General features: G+C 70.1%; 14 protein-coding genes. 7 read left to right on the forward strand and 7 right to left on the reverse strand.

Annotated features, from left to right (window positions below):
* Positions 1-12: 12 nt before the first annotated feature.
* The gene (locus H0B43_RS25090; protein WP_185725472.1) at positions 13-1,653 is read right to left on the reverse strand and encodes an ABC-F family ATP-binding cassette domain-containing protein; all 1,641 of its coding nucleotides are present in this window, start codon (positions 1,651-1,653) and stop codon (positions 13-15) included.
* A 67-nt stretch (positions 1,654-1,720) separates the two neighbouring features.
* On the reverse strand, positions 1,721-2,314 hold the full coding sequence (locus tag H0B43_RS25095) for a class I SAM-dependent methyltransferase (RefSeq protein ID WP_185725471.1): 594 nt from the start codon (positions 2,312-2,314) through the stop codon (positions 1,721-1,723).
* Between the two features lie 139 nt (positions 2,315-2,453).
* On the opposite strand from H0B43_RS25095, the gene H0B43_RS25100 reads away from it, so the two are divergent.
* Positions 2,454-3,293 carry an aldo/keto reductase gene (locus H0B43_RS25100; protein ID WP_185725470.1) on the forward strand — a complete coding sequence of 280 codons (840 nt, stop codon included), beginning with the start codon at positions 2,454-2,456 and terminating at the stop codon, positions 3,291-3,293.
* 68 nt (positions 3,294-3,361) lie between these two features.
* Here H0B43_RS25100 and H0B43_RS25105 read toward each other — a convergent pair whose 3' ends face one another.
* Complete coding sequence (locus tag H0B43_RS25105; RefSeq protein ID WP_185725469.1) at positions 3,362-3,802, reverse strand: cupin domain-containing protein; 441 nt, start codon at positions 3,800-3,802, stop codon at positions 3,362-3,364.
* Positions 3,803-3,955: 153 nt separating this feature from the next.
* On the opposite strand from H0B43_RS25105, the gene H0B43_RS42560 reads away from it, so the two are divergent.
* Both H0B43_RS42560 and H0B43_RS42895 read left to right on the forward strand, forming a co-directional pair.
* Entirely contained in the window at positions 3,956-4,084 is a 129-nt protein-coding gene (locus H0B43_RS42560; RefSeq protein WP_282555430.1) for a hypothetical protein, read from the forward strand.
* A gap of 4 nt (positions 4,085-4,088) precedes the next feature.
* Positions 4,089-4,460 (forward strand): tail fiber domain-containing protein, encoded by a 372-nt coding sequence (locus H0B43_RS42895; protein ID WP_185725468.1) that lies wholly within the window; start codon positions 4,089-4,091, stop codon positions 4,458-4,460.
* On the opposite strand, the gene H0B43_RS25115 is transcribed toward H0B43_RS42895, so the two are convergent.
* Positions 4,420-6,549 carry an MMPL family transporter gene (locus tag H0B43_RS25115; protein WP_185725467.1) on the reverse strand — a complete coding sequence of 710 codons (2,130 nt, stop codon included), beginning with the start codon at positions 6,547-6,549 and terminating at the stop codon, positions 4,420-4,422. The two genes, H0B43_RS42895 and H0B43_RS25115, sit on opposite strands and share 41 nt — an antisense overlap.
* Before the next feature lie 56 nt (positions 6,550-6,605).
* Entirely contained in the window at positions 6,606-9,893 is a 3,288-nt protein-coding gene (locus tag H0B43_RS25120) for a BTAD domain-containing putative transcriptional regulator (RefSeq protein ID WP_185725466.1), read from the reverse strand.
* A 67-nt stretch (positions 9,894-9,960) separates the two neighbouring features.
* Between H0B43_RS25120 and H0B43_RS25125 the strand changes: the two genes are divergently transcribed.
* Positions 9,961-10,635 carry a hemerythrin domain-containing protein gene (locus tag H0B43_RS25125; RefSeq protein WP_185725465.1) on the forward strand — a complete coding sequence of 225 codons (675 nt, stop codon included), beginning with the start codon at positions 9,961-9,963 and terminating at the stop codon, positions 10,633-10,635.
* Here the strand turns inward: H0B43_RS25125 and H0B43_RS25130 are convergent.
* A complete protein-coding gene (locus H0B43_RS25130) occupies positions 10,608-12,101 on the reverse strand; it encodes a phospholipase D-like domain-containing protein (RefSeq protein ID WP_185725464.1) in 1,494 nt (497 codons plus the stop codon). The genes H0B43_RS25125 and H0B43_RS25130 overlap by 28 nt on opposite strands.
* Before the next feature lie 93 nt (positions 12,102-12,194).
* Here H0B43_RS25130 and H0B43_RS25135 point away from each other — a divergent pair, with 93 nt between their 5' ends.
* Entirely contained in the window at positions 12,195-13,316 is a 1,122-nt protein-coding gene (locus tag H0B43_RS25135) for a lipase family protein (protein ID WP_312033666.1), read from the forward strand.
* Here H0B43_RS25135 and H0B43_RS25140 read toward each other — a convergent pair.
* Positions 13,294-14,430: an NAD(P)-binding domain-containing protein gene (locus tag H0B43_RS25140; protein ID WP_213015241.1), complete on the reverse strand. Its 1,137-nt coding sequence runs from the start codon at positions 14,428-14,430 to the stop codon at positions 13,294-13,296. The two genes, H0B43_RS25135 and H0B43_RS25140, sit on opposite strands and share 23 nt — an antisense overlap.
* Positions 14,431-14,574: 144 nt before the next feature.
* Between H0B43_RS25140 and H0B43_RS25145 the strand changes: the two genes are divergently transcribed.
* Positions 14,575-15,306 carry an enoyl-CoA hydratase gene (locus H0B43_RS25145; protein WP_185725463.1) on the forward strand — a complete coding sequence of 244 codons (732 nt, stop codon included), beginning with the start codon at positions 14,575-14,577 and terminating at the stop codon, positions 15,304-15,306.
* A gap of 44 nt (positions 15,307-15,350) precedes the next feature.
* On the forward strand, positions 15,351-16,466 hold the full coding sequence (locus H0B43_RS25150; RefSeq protein ID WP_185725462.1) for an MBL fold metallo-hydrolase: 1,116 nt from the start codon (positions 15,351-15,353) through the stop codon (positions 16,464-16,466).

Raw genomic sequence — 16,466 nt, forward strand, 5'->3', positions numbered from 1 at the left:
CCCCCGAACCGGCTACTGCTCCGACAGCCGGCCGCCGTCCATCCGCCACCGGCGGGTGCTGCGCGTCGAGTCCAGCATCCGCCGGTCGTGGGTGACGAGCAGCAGCGTGCCGTCGAAGTTCTCCATCGCCTGTTCGAGCTGTTCGATCGCGGGGAGGTCCAGGTGGTTGGTGGGCTCGTCGAGCACCAGCAGATTGACGCCCCTCGCCTGCAGCAGGGCAAGAGCCGCGCGGGTGCGTTCGCCGGGCGACAGTGACCCCGCCGGACGCAGCACGTGGTGTCCCTTGAGCCCGAACTTCGCGAGCAGGGTCCGCACCTCGGCGTCCGGCCAGTGCGGGACCTGCGCCGCGAAGGCGTCGGCCACCTTCTCCGTGCCCTCGAACAGCCCGCGGGCCTGATCGATCTCCCCGACGGCCACGCCGGAACCGAGCGTCGCGGTGCCCGCGTCGAGGGCGAGCTTGCCGAGCAGAACCTTCAGCAGGGTGGTCTTGCCCGAACCGTTGGCGCCGGTGACGATGATCCGGTCGCCCCAGTCGACCTGCGTGCTGACCGGGCCGAACGTGAAGTCGCGGTCCCCGCCCCACGCGACGGTGGCACCGTTCGCCGTTGCCACGACCGATCCGCTGCGCGGGGCGGCGGCGATCTCCATCCGCAGTTCCCACTCCTTGCGCGGCTCCTCGACCACCTCGAGCCGCTCGATCCGGCGCTGCGTCTGGCGGGCCTTCGCGGCCTGCTTCTCCGTCGACTCGGTGCGCAGACCCTTGCCGATCTTGTCGTTGTCCTTCGCCTTGCGGCGGGCATTGCGGACGCCGTGTTCCATCCAGTTCCGTTGCATCTGCGCGCGGTCCTCGAGGTCCGAGCGGGTCCCGGCGTACTCCTCGTACGCCTCCCGCGCGTGCCGGCGTGCGATCTCCCGTTCGGCGAGGTACGAGTCGTAACTGCCGTCGTAGACCGCGATCTGCTGCTGCGCGAGGTCGAGTTCGACGATGCCGGTCACGGTCCGCGCCAGGAACTCTCGATCGTGACTCACCACCACCATGGCCGCGCGACTCTCGGCGACGAACCGCTCGAGCTGCTCGAGCCCCACCAGGTCGAGGTCGTTGGTCGGCTCGTCGAGCAACAGCACGTCGTAGCGGGACAACAGCAGCGACGCCAGACCGGCCCGTGCGGCCTGTCCACCGGACAGCGACGTCATGTGCGCGTCCAGCGACACGCCGAGCCCGAGTTCGCTCACCACCTTCTCCGCGCGTTCGGCAAGGTCGGCGCCGCCCAGCGCCAGCCAGCGTTCCAGCGCGGGGGAGTAGAGGTCGTCGTCGGACTCGCCGAGAGTTTCGGCGGCGGCGTTCATGGTGAGCTCGGCCTCGGTGACCCCGGTTCTGCGGCCGAGGAAGTCGAGGACGGTCTCGCCGGCGATCCGGTCGGGTTCCTGGGCGAGGTAGCCGACGGCGGCATCGGGCGGGCTCAGCACGACACTGCCCTCGACGTCCGCCGACCCGATCCCGGCGAGGGTGGTCAGCAGCGTCGACTTGCCGGCTCCGTTCGCGCCCACGAGGCCGGTCACGTCGCCCGGCGCGACCGTCAGGTCGAGGCCGGAGAACAGGGTGCGCTCACCGCGCGAAGCCGACAGTCCGCTGATGCGCAGTGTTGCAGTCACCCGGCGATTATCCCCCCACCTGTGAGTGCTTGTTAACCGCGGGCGGTTACGAGTGCTCCCGGGCGGTTTACCGCTTGATCAGGCGGAACCAGCGCGGGTCGGCCTTCTTCAGCGGCCCCGGCATGCCGGTGGTGTCGGCGTCGACGTCCGAGACGAGTTTCCACTTCTCGAACGTCCGCTCCACGTCGGAGCGGGAGACGCCCCGCGGAATGGGTCCGCGATGACCGGGCCCGAACGCGAACATCAGCAGGGTGGCGTGCGGTTCGCTCACGGTCGTGACGTTGTCGGCGTACGCGGCCCGGTCGTGGTCGTTCAGCCCGTGGTAGCACCCGACGTCGAGGATCAGGTGGTACCCGCGGCCGACGGCATGCTCGAGGTCGGTGGCGTCCGCGTGCATGAATCGCGCGTCGACGCCGGCCTTCCGCGCCTTGGACCGCGCCTTGTCGAGCGCCAGCTGCACGGTGTCGATGCCGGTCACCTCCCAGCCGCGCCGCGCCATCTCGATGGCGTGGTCGCCGGTGCCGCATCCGACGTCGAGGACCTTCCCCGGTGGGATGTCGAAGGGATCGAGCAACGTCTCGATCTGGTTTCCGAAGATGCGTCCTGCTTTCACCCAGGGCGTGATCTTGAACCGATAGGCCAATGTGTATCCGAGGCCCATGTCCGCCCCTTCCACCGGGCGCGTCACCACCTGAACGCCGATGCCGTCGGATTACCCGGTTGCTGCGGAACAACACGCGCAAGTCCACATTCTGAGACGGCGGGGAACATCTCCCCGGATCGCCCGGTTGCACAGTCCCATGGGTTTCAACAATGCACAGAGTCCTGTACCTACGGTCACGCTCAACGACGGGAACAGCATTCCTGCCCTCGGCTTCGGCGTGTGGCAGGTGCCGGACGACGAGAGCCACGCAGCGGTCACCGAGGCACTGAAGGCCGGGTACCGCAGCATCGACACCGCCAAGATCTACGAGAACGAGACCGGGGTGGGCCGCGCGCTCGCCGACTCCGGCATCGCCCGTGACGAACTGTTCGTCACCACCAAACTGTGGAACGACGATCAGGGCTACGACTCCACCCTGCGGGCGTTCGACGACAGCCTGAATCGGCTCGGCCTCGACTACGTCGACCTGTACCTCATCCACTGGCCGGTGCCGTCCGCGGACCGGTACGTGGACACGTTCAAGGCTTTCCAGAAGATCAAGGCCGACGGTCGGGCCCGCTCGATCGGCGTCTCCAACTTCACCCCGGAGACCCTCGACCGGCTGATCGCCGAGACGGGTGAGGTGCCCGCGATCAACCAGGTGGAGCTGCACCCGCGGTTCAACCAGGCAGACCTGCGTGCCTTCCACACCGGCAAGGGCATCGCGACCGAGGCATGGAGCCCGCTGGGGCAGGGCACCGTCCTCGAGGACGAGTCGATTGCGAAGATCGCTGCAGCGCACGGGAAGACGACCGCCCAGGTGATCATCCGCTGGCACCTGCAGATCGGCAACGTGGTCATCCCCAAGTCGGTGACGCCGGAACGTATCGCCGCCAACTTCGACGTCTTCGACTTCGAACTGACCCCCGACGAGATCAACACGGTCGGCTCCCTCACCCGCGCGGACGGGCGAATCGGCCCCGATCCGGCGGCGTAGGCGGCTCCGCCGCCCGTGCGCCTTTCTGGTTGCTGCAGCTACCAGAAAGGCGCACGGGCGCGAAGCGCCTAAAGTGTGAAGTCCGCGAAATCGAAGCCCGGGGTCACGACGCAACTGACGAGTGTCGGTTCGTCGCCCTCGGGCTTCGCGCGCTGCCAGTGTCGCGGCGGGACAAGCAGTTGCGGCTGCTGGCCCGCCGCGACGTCGGCGCCGAGGAGAAGCGGTTCGGGATCGCCGGGCCGGTCGCCGTCACCGCCGAGTTCGAGCCGCAGGGGGCTGCCCCGGTGGTACAGCCACATCTCGGCGCTGCGCACGCTGTGCCATTCGGACTGCTGCCCGGGCATCAGCAGGAACAGGATGGCGGTGCCTGCCGCGCGCGGTCCCGGGTAGTCGCCGGGCAGGCTCGCCGCGGGGATCGTCACGTCGCTGCGCCACGTTTCGCGGTACCAGCCGCCTTCCGCGTGCGGCGCGAGGTCGAGGGTTCGGGCCCACTCCGGTAATTCGGTCATGTCAGCCATTGTGCCGTCCGGTGCCCGCGCCGGGGGTGCGGTCGGACCACCCCTGGGGTGTCTTATCTCGGGGCGTCGTAGCCGCGAGAGTCGTAGGTGATCAGAGGGCGGGGCACGAACTCTCGCCCACACCAGCGACAATCAGGAGAAACCATGCTCGGAATCATGCTCGGACTCGGCGGAGCCGCACTCGGACTCGGCCTCGGTGTCATGGCCCTCGGGGTCGGCCTCCTTCTCAGTGACGCGACGATCAAGCACGATGTCGACGAACTCTCGGACTGACTCCGTGTGGGTCGATACTCGGCGGGGGCGGGCACGGGCGCGAACAGCGGCCCGTGCCCGTCACCCGTTGGCGTGGCTTCATTCGTCTCTGACGCGCAGGCGAGGCGTCGCGTCGCAGGCGCCCCCGACGAGTGCCGGCGAGGTGCTCGAGCGTCTCGCCGACATGCCGCTCAGCGTCTGGACCTACGGTTTCGATCACGACTCGGTGCGGCACCTGGGCCCGATGTCGCAGGATTTCGCGACCGCGTTCGGTCTCGGTTCCACCGACCGCCGCGTGGCGATGGTGGACGCGAACGGGGTGTGCATGGCGAGCATTCAGGCCTTGTACCGGCGGGTCATTGCGCTCGAAGCGGAAGTCGAGCGCCTGCGGGCGTAGCGTCCGCGTCGGGTGACGCACCGCGGTGTCCCGGCCGCCACCAGTTGGCGTCGCCCAGCAGATACATCGTCGAGGGGACCAGCACCATCCGCACGATCGTCGCGTCGATGAAGACGGCGGTCGCGAGTCCGACGCCCATCATCTTCACGGTCACGTCCCCGTCGAGCGCGAATCCGGCGAACACCGCGACCATGATTGCCGCCGCACTGGTGATCACCCGACCGGTCGATGCCAGACCCTCGACGACGCTGCGGTGCGAGTCACCCGTGTCGAGCCAGCGCTCGCGGACCCGGGAGAGCAGGAACACCTCGTAGTCCATCGACAGTCCGAACAGGATGGTGAACATCAGGATCGGCACCCAGCTGGACACGGGAAGTGCGTGCGGAAGTCCGAGTAACTCTGCGCCCCAACCCCATTGGAACACCATCACCATCACGCCGTAGGCGGCCGCGACGGACAGCAGGTTCATGACGGCCGCCTTCACCGCGACCACCGGCGCGCGGAACACGAAGGTGAGCAGCACCACCGACAGCGCGACGACGAATGCGATCACCAGCCACAGCCGCTCGGCGAGGCGCGCGGAGATGTCTGCGAACGACGCGGTCAGTCCGGTGACGTGGACGCCGTCGGCGGCGTCCGACCGGATTCGTTCGAGCAGTTCGGTGCTGCGGGGATCACTCGGACCGGTGGTCGGCTGCACTTCGATCAGCGCGGCCGTCGAGGTGATGTCATCGATAGGACGCGCCGCGTCGGAGTTCATCAGGACGGGCGAGACCGACGCCACCCCCGGTTCGGCTGCGAGATCACGCGCGATGGCCGGAAGTTCGGCTGCCGGAACCATGTTCAGATCGACCGCCACCATCAGGGGGCCGTTGGCGCCGGGCCCGAACTCGGCGTCGATCAGGTCGTAGGCCTGCCGGATCGTGTTGGTGGCCGGCGCGCTACCGGCGTCCTGCGGCCACGTCCGCATGCCCAGAACCGGTGCGGCCAGGAGCAGCAGCACCCCGAGCGCCGTCAGAGCCCACAGCCACGGCCTGCGACTCACCCGGATCGCCCACCGCTCGGTCAGGGGCGACGTGGCGCGACGGTCGGCCCGGGCACGTGACCGCGTGCCGAGCACCCGTCGGCCCGCGAGCCCGCACAGCGCGGGTACCAGCGTCACCGACGTGAGCATCACGATGCCGACCATCGCGAACGTGGCGTACCCGAACGACGCGTACATCGGCAGCCCGGACAGTCGCAATCCGAACAGAGAGACGAGGACCGTGGTGCCGGCGAATACGACGGACGCCCCGGCGGTGGAGTTGGCGGCTGCCACGGCGTCCCGGACCGGCATCCCGGACCGCAGTCCTTCGGTGTAGCGGGTGACGAGCAGCAGCGCGTAGTCGATTCCGACGCCGATCCCGACCATCGTCGCGATGGTCGGGGCGATGGTGCTGATGCTGGTGAACCCGGCCATGATCGTGATGAGCCCGGACCCGATGCCGACGCCGACGAGCGCCACCGCCAGGGGCAGTCCCGCGGCCACCACCGAACCGAACGCGAACACGAGGATGACCAGCGCCAGGATCATTCCCACCGCCTCGGCGGTACCCGACGGCGTGGAGATGTTCTCCGGGACCTGCCCGCCGAGTTCCACCCGCAGCCCACCCGCCCGCGTGTCGGCGACCGCGGCGTCGAGAGCGTCGACGCCCTCGCTGCCGTGGAAGTCGGTCACCGGAATGCGGTAGTTGAGGCTGATCACGGCGGTGTCGGAATCCTGGGACAGGCGGGGCGGCGACACGGAACTCACCCCGTTCACCTCTCCCAGTCTGCTGCCGAGACCGGCGAGGACCGCGGGATCGAGCGGTCCGTCCTCGGAGTGCACGACCACCCGGGCGTCGGCCCCCGACATCTCCGGGAACCGGTCACTCAGCAGGTTCGTCCCCTGCTGCGACGGGAGACCGGGCACGTTGTAGTCGTCGTGGTTGGTGCCACCGAATGCCGACGCGGCGGCGAACACCAGAACGAGCAGTGTCGCCCAGGTGGCGATCACCCGCCACGGATGAGTGGCGGCAGCCGCGCCGAGGCGCGCGAGCAGGGAACTCATGAGAGGGCCTCCGGAGAGCAGGTGTGTTCTGTCGCCTCCGACTGTGCGCGCGGCGGCTAGTGGCCCACTTGGAACTCGCTTGGGTAGGTGGTCACCCGGGTGCGGGCGGCCGTCACCCAGGCCGGGCAGCCGCAGCGCTGCGCCAGCGCGAGTGCGGCGGAGTAGTGCGTGCGCGCGTCGTCGGGACGGCCGAGGAGCAGCGCGAGGTCACCGAGCACGGTGTCGACGGGGCCCACCGCGAACGCTCCCGTGTCGCCGCCGCCGATCTGTCCGCTGTAGGGGCGCAACTCCGCGTACACCGCCGCCGCCTCGTCCCGCTCACGCAGGCCCGCGACCACGATGCCTCGCAGCGACATCATCAGCGAATGGAAGAAGTCGCGGCGGACCGGACGGTGGTGGCGGCGCGCCTCCCGGGCCTGATCCGGTTTGCCGTTGGCGAGCAGGGCGAGGGCGTGCAGGTCGACGATCACGTCGGCCGCGGCACTGTCGATGGTCGCGATCATCGGCTCGAGCTCGCCGACTCGTCCCTCGGTGAGCCGCAGCGTGAACACCGACAGCGCGAAGACGCCGTCCGCGTCGAGACCCGCACGGGTCATCAGTTCGTGCCCGCGCACGTAGTGCTGCTCCGCCGCGCCCAGATCCCCGGTGAGGTGCGCGACCATCGCACGGCTCATCTGCCGGGTGGCCTGTGCCTGCTGGAATTGGTACCGGTCGGCCAGCTCGGACTGGATGCTCATGTGGTGCTCGATCGCGCCGATGTCGCCGATCCCCGACGCGATCTCGGCCAGCAGATGGTGGCCCAGCATGGTGAACACAGGCAGTTGCGTCTCGTCACCGATCCGGAGCAGTTCGTCGCCGATCACGTGGTCGCCGACCGTGCTGGTCGTCGATCCCGTTCCGGCGTGGAGTGCGCAGAGCGCCAGCCCGAGCAGCACCGGATCGTCCAGGTCGCGGGCGAGCGCTTCCGCCTCCCGGACCGCGGAATCGGTGCGCTCGTGGTCCTCCGCCCCGATCTCGTGCACGAGTGTCACCAGCAGCCGGCACCGCATCGCCGGCTTCAGGTCGTCGCCTCGCAGCAGCGTCTCGATCTGCTCGACGACGGCCGCATCCACTTCGCCGTATCGCCGGTTGATCCACGGCGTCGGGGTGTCGACGAACGCGAGCGCCCGGATCGCGAGATCGGTGCGCCCAGCCTCCCGGGCGAGCGCGAGTGCCCGGTTCCGGGAGCGGGACCCGTCCAGTGCGCTGCCGGCGGCCAGTTGCGCGCGGCTCAGCTCGGTGAGGAGTTCGACCCGCTCGTCTACCGATGCGGCCGACTCCGGCGGCAGCCGGTCCGCCGCGCGCAGGGCGTGGTCGAGGAAGCCGATCTCCGCATCGTGGGCGTAGCGGTCGGCCGCCTGCGCCGCGGCCGCAACGTTGTGGTCGAGGGCCTGTCGTGCGGTGGCCGCGGACAGCGCCTCGGTGAAATGGTGGGCCAGTGCCGCGACGTCGTGCGGCCGCAACTCCTCGAGTGCTGCCCCGACCCGCGCGTGCCAGCGGCTCCTGCGGAGCCGGGTGAGATCGGAGTAGAGAGTGTCGCGGACGAGGGCGTGCGTGAATCGGACCGTCCCGGCCCGCGGTTCACCGAGCAATCCGGCGATCACCCCGGATTCCAGAGCGTCGAAGACGGTGTCCTCGTCGACTTCGGCTGCGCGGGTGAGGATGTCGATGTCGGATTCGCGGCCCACGACCGCGGCGAGCCGCAGGACCGAGACGGCGAGTTCGGGGAGACGGGCGATCCGCCGGCGCAGGACGTCCCGGACTCCCTCGGGCACCTCCGATGTGGCCACCAGTTCGCCCTCGCTCTCCAGGAGCCGGGCGCTCTCCTGCAGATAGAACGGATTGCCGCCGGTCCGGTCGGCGAGGGCACGGAGGGTGTCGGGGTCGGGGTCGCGGCCCGACACCTGCCGGATCAACTCCGCCGAGTCGTCGGGTCCGAGGCCGTTCAGGCGGATCCGCGTCGGTTGCAGCGACGCGAGATCAGCGAAACAGTTTTCCAGCCTGGCGTCCACCTCGTCCGGCCGGAACGCGAGGAGCAGCAGGATCGGCGACCGCTGCTGTGCCAGCCGCACGAGGATCGACAGGGTTTCCTCGTCGGCGCGGTGGACGTCGTCGAGGACGACGGCGAGGGGGCGGTGCTCGCGGACGGTCCCGAGGTAGTCGGCGACGGCACGGTGCAGCAGGAACCGCCCGCTCGGTGCGTCCGCGCGTGCCGCGTGCGAACGGTCGTCGGAGAGCAGCGGTGCGAGCGCGGCCGTCTCGGCACCGGGGTCGACCGTCTCGCGCAGGGCCCGCAGGATCTCCACCCACGCCCAGGCGGGTGGGGCGCCGTCCACTTCGGGGCAGCGGCCCACCGCCACCTGCCAGCCGGCGGCGTCCAGTGTCCGGCGGAACCGGCGCAGAAGTGACGACTTTCCGGATCCGGCATCGCCTCCCAGGAGGACGACGGGGGTGCCCGGTGCGGTCATCAGCGCGGTCAGGGTCGCCAATTCCTCGGTGCGGCCGAGGAACCGCGGGGCCGGGGTGGTGTCGGCCGGCTCGGCCACCGGCGCCGAAACGGGGGCCGGTGGGACGGTGCCGGTGAGGATCCGGCGTTCGAGTTCCGTCAGACCCGGACCGGGATCGAGCCCGAGTTCGCTCGCCAATCGGTCGCGGGCCTCGCGCAGCGCGGCTAGGGCGTCCGCCTGCCGCCCGCCGCGGTGCAAGGCCAGCGCCAGCAACCGCCACCCCTCTTCCCGGAGGGGGTGCTCCCGGGTGAGGGCCTGCGCGTCGAGCACGGCGCCGGCCGCGTCGCCGGACGCGAGGGCGGCCGCGACCAGACGTTCGCGGGCCACCACCCGCACTTCCTCGAGCCGGGCGATCTCGGCGAGCGCCCACGGTTCACCGGCCACCTCGGCGTACGCCGGTCCGCGCCACAGGGTCAGCGCCCGCTGCAGATCGGCGCGCGCCGTCTCGGCGCCGGCCGACCGGATCAGGCTCTCGAACTCCCAGGCATCGACACCGGACGTCGGCAGTGTGAGCGCATACCCGGGGGCCCGGCTCACCAGGACCGTGGAGTCCGCCCGCGGAGCACGGTGCGGTTCGAGGGCGCGGCGCAGGTTCGAAATGTACGCCTGAAGTGCGCCGACGGCCCGCGGTGGGGGAGCGCCGTGCCAGAGGTCGTCGACGAGCCGATCGACGGACACCACCTCGCCGCGCGCGACGAGCAGAAGTGCGAGCACGGCCCGCTGGCGGGGGCCCCCGAGGTCCACCGCCCCCGCGTCGTCCTCCGCCTCGAGCGTTCCGAGTACTCGAATCCGCAGCATCGTCCCGCAAGCGTAAGCACTAGTGGGTTCCAAGTGCGCTCCAAGACGCCGAAGCGACCCTGTTTGCATGACAACGCCCACTGCCCACCCGACCCGCCCCGACACCCGCGAGATGGTGGTGGTCCACAACTGCTTCCGTCGGCAGTTCGCCGCACTGCCCGCACTCGTCCGCGGTGTTCCTCCCGGTGACACCGCCCGCGCCGCAGTGGTGGTGACGTACTTCGGCGAACTCGCCACCGCCCTGCACCACCACCACACCAGCGAGGACGACCTGCTGTGGCCGAAGCTGCTCGACCGCGCCCCCACCGACGCCGCTCTGGTGCTGCGGATGGAGGAGCAGCACGAGCGCATCGCGGAACTGCTGTCCCGGGCGCAGTCTCAGGGCGCCGAGTTCACGGCGTCGGCCGTGGACGGTGAACCGCTGGCGAAGACGCTGACCGCGCTGTCCGCGGCGCTCGACGAGCACCTCGGCGAGGAGGAACAGCGCATCCTCCCGATGGCGGAACAGTTCATGACGCTCGCCGAATGGCAGGAGATGGGCGATCGCGGCCGGGCCTCCATTCCGAAGGACCGGCTGCTGGTGTTCCTCGGCTTCATCCTGCACGGCGCGACACCCGACGAGCGACGGATGTTCTTGTCGGAGATGCCCTTCGCCGCCAGGATGGCGTGGACAGTCCTGGGTCGGCGGGCGTTCCGCAAGGACTACCGGCGGATCTACGGCACCGAACCGGCCGCCTTCTGACGCCGGATCACCCTGCGCCGCAACCTGCCCCGGTTGGTCCGCTCCCACAGGCTCGGCGGCGTGCGTTCGGGATCCATCAGTTCGTTCTCCGCCAGCGGACTGTCCTCGTCCTCGACGGTGTCCGGCTCGAACTTCTCGAGCGTCCGGCCGCCGCCCCGCAGGGCCTCGACGGTGCGCAGTAGCGAGGAGGACTCCGCGAGGGTGCCGTCGAACTGTTCGGCCGGTACGCCGAGGTGCTCGCACACGAGCTGGCGGCGGATGCCGAGGATGGTCCGTCGCAGCTCGTCGCCGTTCTCCGTGTCCGCGGTGACCTCGACCGCCAGGTCGCATTCCGTGTCGAACCCCATCGAGCGGTTGTTGAGATTCGACGAGCCCACGCGCAGCAACCGGTCGTCCATCACCAGCACCTTGGCGTGGACGTAGATCGGGTCACCACCCGCCGTGACGGGGTAGTACACGCCGAGCCGGTTCCCGGTGTCGGCCTTCCACAGCAGATGCAGCAACCGGCGGCGCGCGCCGTCCATCGCCTTCTGCTCGAGCCAGCCGTCGGCGTTGCGCGGCAGCACCAGGACGATCTCCGGACCGTCCGGCTCGCGCAGTCGCGCGGCGATCGCCTCGGCGAGGGTGCGCGACGCCAGGTACTGACTCTCGATGTACAGCGACCGCTCGGCGCCGGCGATCGCCGCCAGATACAGGGCCTCGATCTCCCGGACCTCGTCGCGATCGGCCAGTTCCGGCAGCGTGCGGGCGACGCCCACGTCGACGGAGCGCATCGTCGGCTCCAGTCCCTCCGGCCACGGTGTCGTGCCTGCGAGGTCGTCGACCGGCCCGAGTTCCTGCCCTGTGGCCGCCTTCCACCGGGCGCGGGCGAGTTCGCCGATGGCCTTCGCCGCCTCCCCGTCGACCGCGGTGGTCGCGTCGTGCCACGGCCCGTACCGGTTGCCGTTCGGCTGGGTGCGGTAATGGTTGTCGTCCCGGTGCTCCGGTGTGTCCCACCGGTCGACGGTCATGTCGATGCCGCCGCAGAAGGCGAGCGCGTCGTCGATGACGACGATCTTCTGGTGGTGCGCCGAACCGACCGGGTGGGCGCCGTCGAGTTCGAAGTGCAGGCGGCGATCGGTCACCCAGTTGACGACGAAGATCGGCGTCATGCCGCGCCCGATGGCGGCGAACGCGCCGATGTTCCATTTGAGGAGGTAGATCTCCAGATCCGGGCGTTCCCGCGTCAGCCAGGCCAGGAACTTGCCGAGCCGGTTGGGGCCGTCGAGCGTCTTCTCCTGCGGTTCGAACTTGATCCTCGTGTCGAAGTCCCAGCCGATCAGGATGATGCGCCTGCGGGCCTGCAGCATCGCGGACTTGGCGTGCCGGAAGTAGTCGGCCGCGTCGACGATGCACGCGAGTCGGTCGGCGTGGGCAACCTGCCAGCAAGTGTCGCCTGGGGTGAGGATCTGGCTGTTCGCGCTCATGTCGGTGTCTGCTCTCCCCGGTCTCGTGCGTCCCCTCCCTGCGGGTGGACGATTTACAGTACTGCGCCACCTCCGCCCAGCTACCGTTGAGAGGTGCGGAGGTGGTGGCGCATCCTGGCATTACTCGCACTGGTCAGTGTGCTCTGGGCACCTCCTGTCGGTGCGGATCCCCTGCGGTCCGGCTCCGGCCCGGGCGCCGTCGTCGACTCGTCCGAGTTGCCCCCCGAACTCTGGCTGCGCGGCACCGGCAGCGCGTACCGGATGACCTACCTCACGACCGACCGCCACGGCATCACCCCGTGCACCGGGATGTTGTTCGTGCCGCCCGGCGCCCCACCTCCCGGCGGCTGGCCCGTCATCGCGTGGGCGCACGGAACGGTCGGGAACTCCGACGCCGACGCGCCCTCTGTCACGGGGGTCGACCCGCAATCGTCAGACTACGTGAGCAGCTGGCTGCAACTCGGTTACGCCGTGGCCGCCACCGACTACGTGGGACTGGGCACCGCCGGGGTGCCTCCGTATCTGGACGGGAAGGTCGCCGGACGCAGTGTCGTCGACTCCGTGCGCGCTGCCAGGGCGGTCGACGCCGACCTGTCCGCCACGTGGATGACGGTCGGACTGTCCGAGGGCGGGCAGGCCGCGGTGTTCGCGGCGCACGTCGCCACCACGTACGCGCCGGAACTCGACTACCGCGGGGCGGTCGCGAACGGGGTGCCGTCGAATATCGAGATGGTGTCGAACTGGAGCGGTCCGCTGTTCCCGCCGCAAGGCCTCGCCGGTCTCACCGTGTACATGTCCTACCTGATCGCCGGGGTGCGGGACGCGTACCCGCAACTGGACGTCGACAGCTACCTCACTCCGGTCGGCAAGCAGTTCGTGGACGCGGCCCCGGAAGTGCCGTTCCGGCAGTTCGCGGTCATGACCCGCAACGTGTCGGTGGCGCAGATGCTGTCACGGTCGCTCGACGTGCCTGCGGTGCAGGACGCGTTACGCGAGTACCTCGAGGTCCCGGTCGCGGGATACGACCGCCCGCTGCTGCTGGTGCAGGGGATCACCGACGCGTCGGTGCCGATCCCGCTGACGGAGAAACTCGTGTCCGAGATGCGTAGTGCGGGAACGAATCTCGACTACCGGGTGTACTCGGGTGGTCACTTCGGCAGCATGTACCAGGCCGGCCCCGACCAGGCCGCGTTCATCGCCGGGCTGATCCGGTAGCGCGCGCCGATCCGGTCGGGAGCCCCAGGTGGCGGGTGAGTTCGCGGGCCGCGGCCTGCCCGGCCCGATTCGCCCCGATCGTCGACGACGACGGGCCGTAGCCCACCAGGTGAATGCGCGGATCCGCGGCCACCTGGGTGGCGAGGCGTCCCGTCATCGTGATCCCGCCGCCCGCCCCGCGCAGGCGCAGCGGGGCGAGGTGATCGAGGGAGCTACGAAAACCCGTGCACCACAGGATCACATCGACCTTCAGTTCGCGGCCGTCGGCCCAGCGGACGCCGTCCGCGGTGATCTCGCTGAACATCGGCTGCCGGGCCAGTGCGCCGCGTTCGCGGGCGGCGCGGATCGCGGGTGTCACGGGCAGTCCCGTCACCGACACCACCGAGCCCGGCGGCAGCCCGCGCCGAACACGGTCCTCGACGAGAGCCACTGCGGCGCGGCCGATCTCGGGTGTGAACGGTTCGTCGCGGAATTCGGGTTCCCGCCGCGTCACCCACGTGGTGGTGGTGACGCGGGAGATCTCGTCCAGCAATTGGACCGCCGAGATGCCGCCGCCGACGACGAGGACGTGCTGTCCCGCGAAGTCCTGCGCCGAGAAATAGTCCCTGGTGTGCACCTGGCGGCCGGTGAACGATTCGGCGCCGGGGTACCGCGGAATGAACGGGCGCTCCCAGGTGCCCGTCGCGTTGATCAGGCCACGTGCCGTCACGACGCCGCGGTCGGTCTCGATCCGCAGACGCTCACCGCGTGCGCACACCACCCGCGTGTGCACGGGACGGTGCACCGGCAGTTCGAACTGTTTCTCGTACGTCGCGAAGTACTGGGGGACCGCCGTCGCCGCGTGCACCAGCGCGGCCTCGGGATCGCCCGGATCGACGCCGATCGTCTCGGCGAACCCGAGCCCGGGCAGGTCGTGGACACCGTTGACGGTGCTCAGCGTCAGTGACGGCCACCGGAACTGCCATGCGCCGCCGGGGCCCGGCGCGTGGTCGAGCACCACGAAACCGGATTCCGGTTCCACCCCGAGCCGGCGCAGATAATAGGCGGCAGACAGCCCCGCCTGCCCCGCGCCGATCACGGCCACGTCCACATCACTGTCCACAGCACTGTTCATGTCGGTCCTCACCTCCACCCGCACAACCGCCGGAGAGCCTCGTGTGTTCCGGCGGGTTCGGTTGTGGTTGGCTGACAGCTGTCCAGTCGGGTGGGCAGGGGAGAATTCGGAAGTGGACAGCAATCACGAAGAAAGCGAGTGGACATGATCGGGACGAGTCGTGACGGCGACGTCTTCACCCTCGAACTGCAACGACCCGACCGTCGCAATGCGTTGAACACCGAGATCTGCGAACTGCTGCGCGAGGAGACGGAGAAGTCCGTCACCGACGGCGCACGGGTGATCGTCCTCACAGGGCAGGGCAGTGCGTTCTGCGCGGGCGCCGACCTGTCGGGCGACGTGTACGCCGACGGGTTCACCGACACCCTGCTCGAGATGCTGCACACCATCGACTCGGTCCCCGTCCCCGTCATCGCCGCGATCAACGGCCCCGCGATCGGCGCGGGCAGCCAGCTGGCGCTCGCCGCGGACCTGCGGGTGGTCGCGCCCGAGGCCCGCTTCGCCATCCCGGCCGCCAAGCTCGGAATCTCCGTGGACCGGTGGACCGTGCACCGGCTGGCCGCCCTGATCGGCGGCGGACCGGCACGAACGATCCTGCTCGGCGCAGAAGAGGTCGGGGCCGACGAGGCGCTCGCGCACGGCCTCGCCAACAAACGTGGCGACCTCGTCGTCGCGCAGCAGTGGGCGCACTCGATCGCGCGCCTCGCGCCGCTGTCGCTGCAGCACCTCAAGATGGTGCTCAACGACGACGGCACCCAGAGCCCGCCGCCGCCCGAGCAGCTCGCGGCGCTGCACGCGGCGTGGAAGAGCTACGACGCGCAGGAAGCGCGGACCGCCCGCGCCGAGAAGCGTCCGCCGGTGTTCCGCGGTCAGTAGCCGTCGGCCGCACGTTTCCCGCACGCGTGGTTACAGTTGTCGGGGTGAAAGCGAAGAACGCCGTGACGACTGTTCTGGCCACCGCCGCCCTCGGGTGGCTGACGCGCGCCGCGTGGGGGCTCCCGGCGCAGATCGGAGCGTCGCGTGCCAAGGTCCGGCCATACGCCGCGAACTCGCCGCGGTACCGCAACCGTCAGTTCCACAACACCGATCCGGGCAGCACGATGCTGACCGGTTCGGAGACCGGGATCCTCAAGGCGCTGATCACCCGCGGCTCGGCGGGACGCCCGCGCAGGCCCATCCCACTCGCGACGCCCCTCGCGCCCGTGGAGGCCGCCGACGTGGCCGTCACCTGGTACGGCCATTCGAGTGTGCTCGTCGAGGTCGACGGGTACCGGGTGCTGGCCGACCCGGTGTGGAGCCGCCGGGTGTCGCCGTCGGCGGTCCTCGGTCCGTCCCGCATGCACCCGACGCCCGTGCCGTTGGCCGACCTGCCCGTTCTGGACGCGATCGTCATCTCGCACGATCACTACGACCACCTCGACATGGCCACCGTGCAACAACTCGCCGCCACGCAGAAGGCGCCGTTCGTCGTCCCCGTCGGCCTCGGAGCGCACCTGCGCCAGTGGCGGGTGCCGGAGGAGCGGATCGTGGAACTCGACTGGGACGAGTCGACCACCCTGGGCGGCCTCACGCTCACCTGCACCGAGGCCAGGCACTTCTCCGGCCGCGGGCTGGTGCGCAACACGACGCAGTGGGCGTCGTGGGTGCTCGCCGGGCCGAACCGGAAGGTGTTCTTCGGCGGCGACAGCGGGTACACACCCCGGTTCGCCGACCTGGGCCGCCGGTACGGACCGTTCGATCTCACCCTCCTGCCCGTCGGCGCCTACGACCCGCGGTGGGCCGACATCCACATGAACCCCGAAGAGGCGGTGCAGACCCACACCGACCTGAACGGCGGCGACGCCACCCGCGGGTTGCTGGTGCCGGTGCACTGGGCCACGTTCAATCTCGCGTTCCACACGTGGTCGGAGCCGATCGTCCGGCTGCTCGCGGCCGCGGAGGAGACGGGCACCCCGGTGGCCGTGCCGATGCCCGGGCAGCGCACCGACGCGCTGAAGCCGGCAGCCCAGACACCGTGGTGGACCGCACTGGGCTGA

Source organism: Rhodococcus sp. 4CII (assembly GCF_014256275.1).
Taxonomy (GTDB): Bacteria; Actinomycetota; Actinomycetes; order Mycobacteriales; family Mycobacteriaceae; genus Rhodococcus_F; species Rhodococcus_F wratislaviensis_A.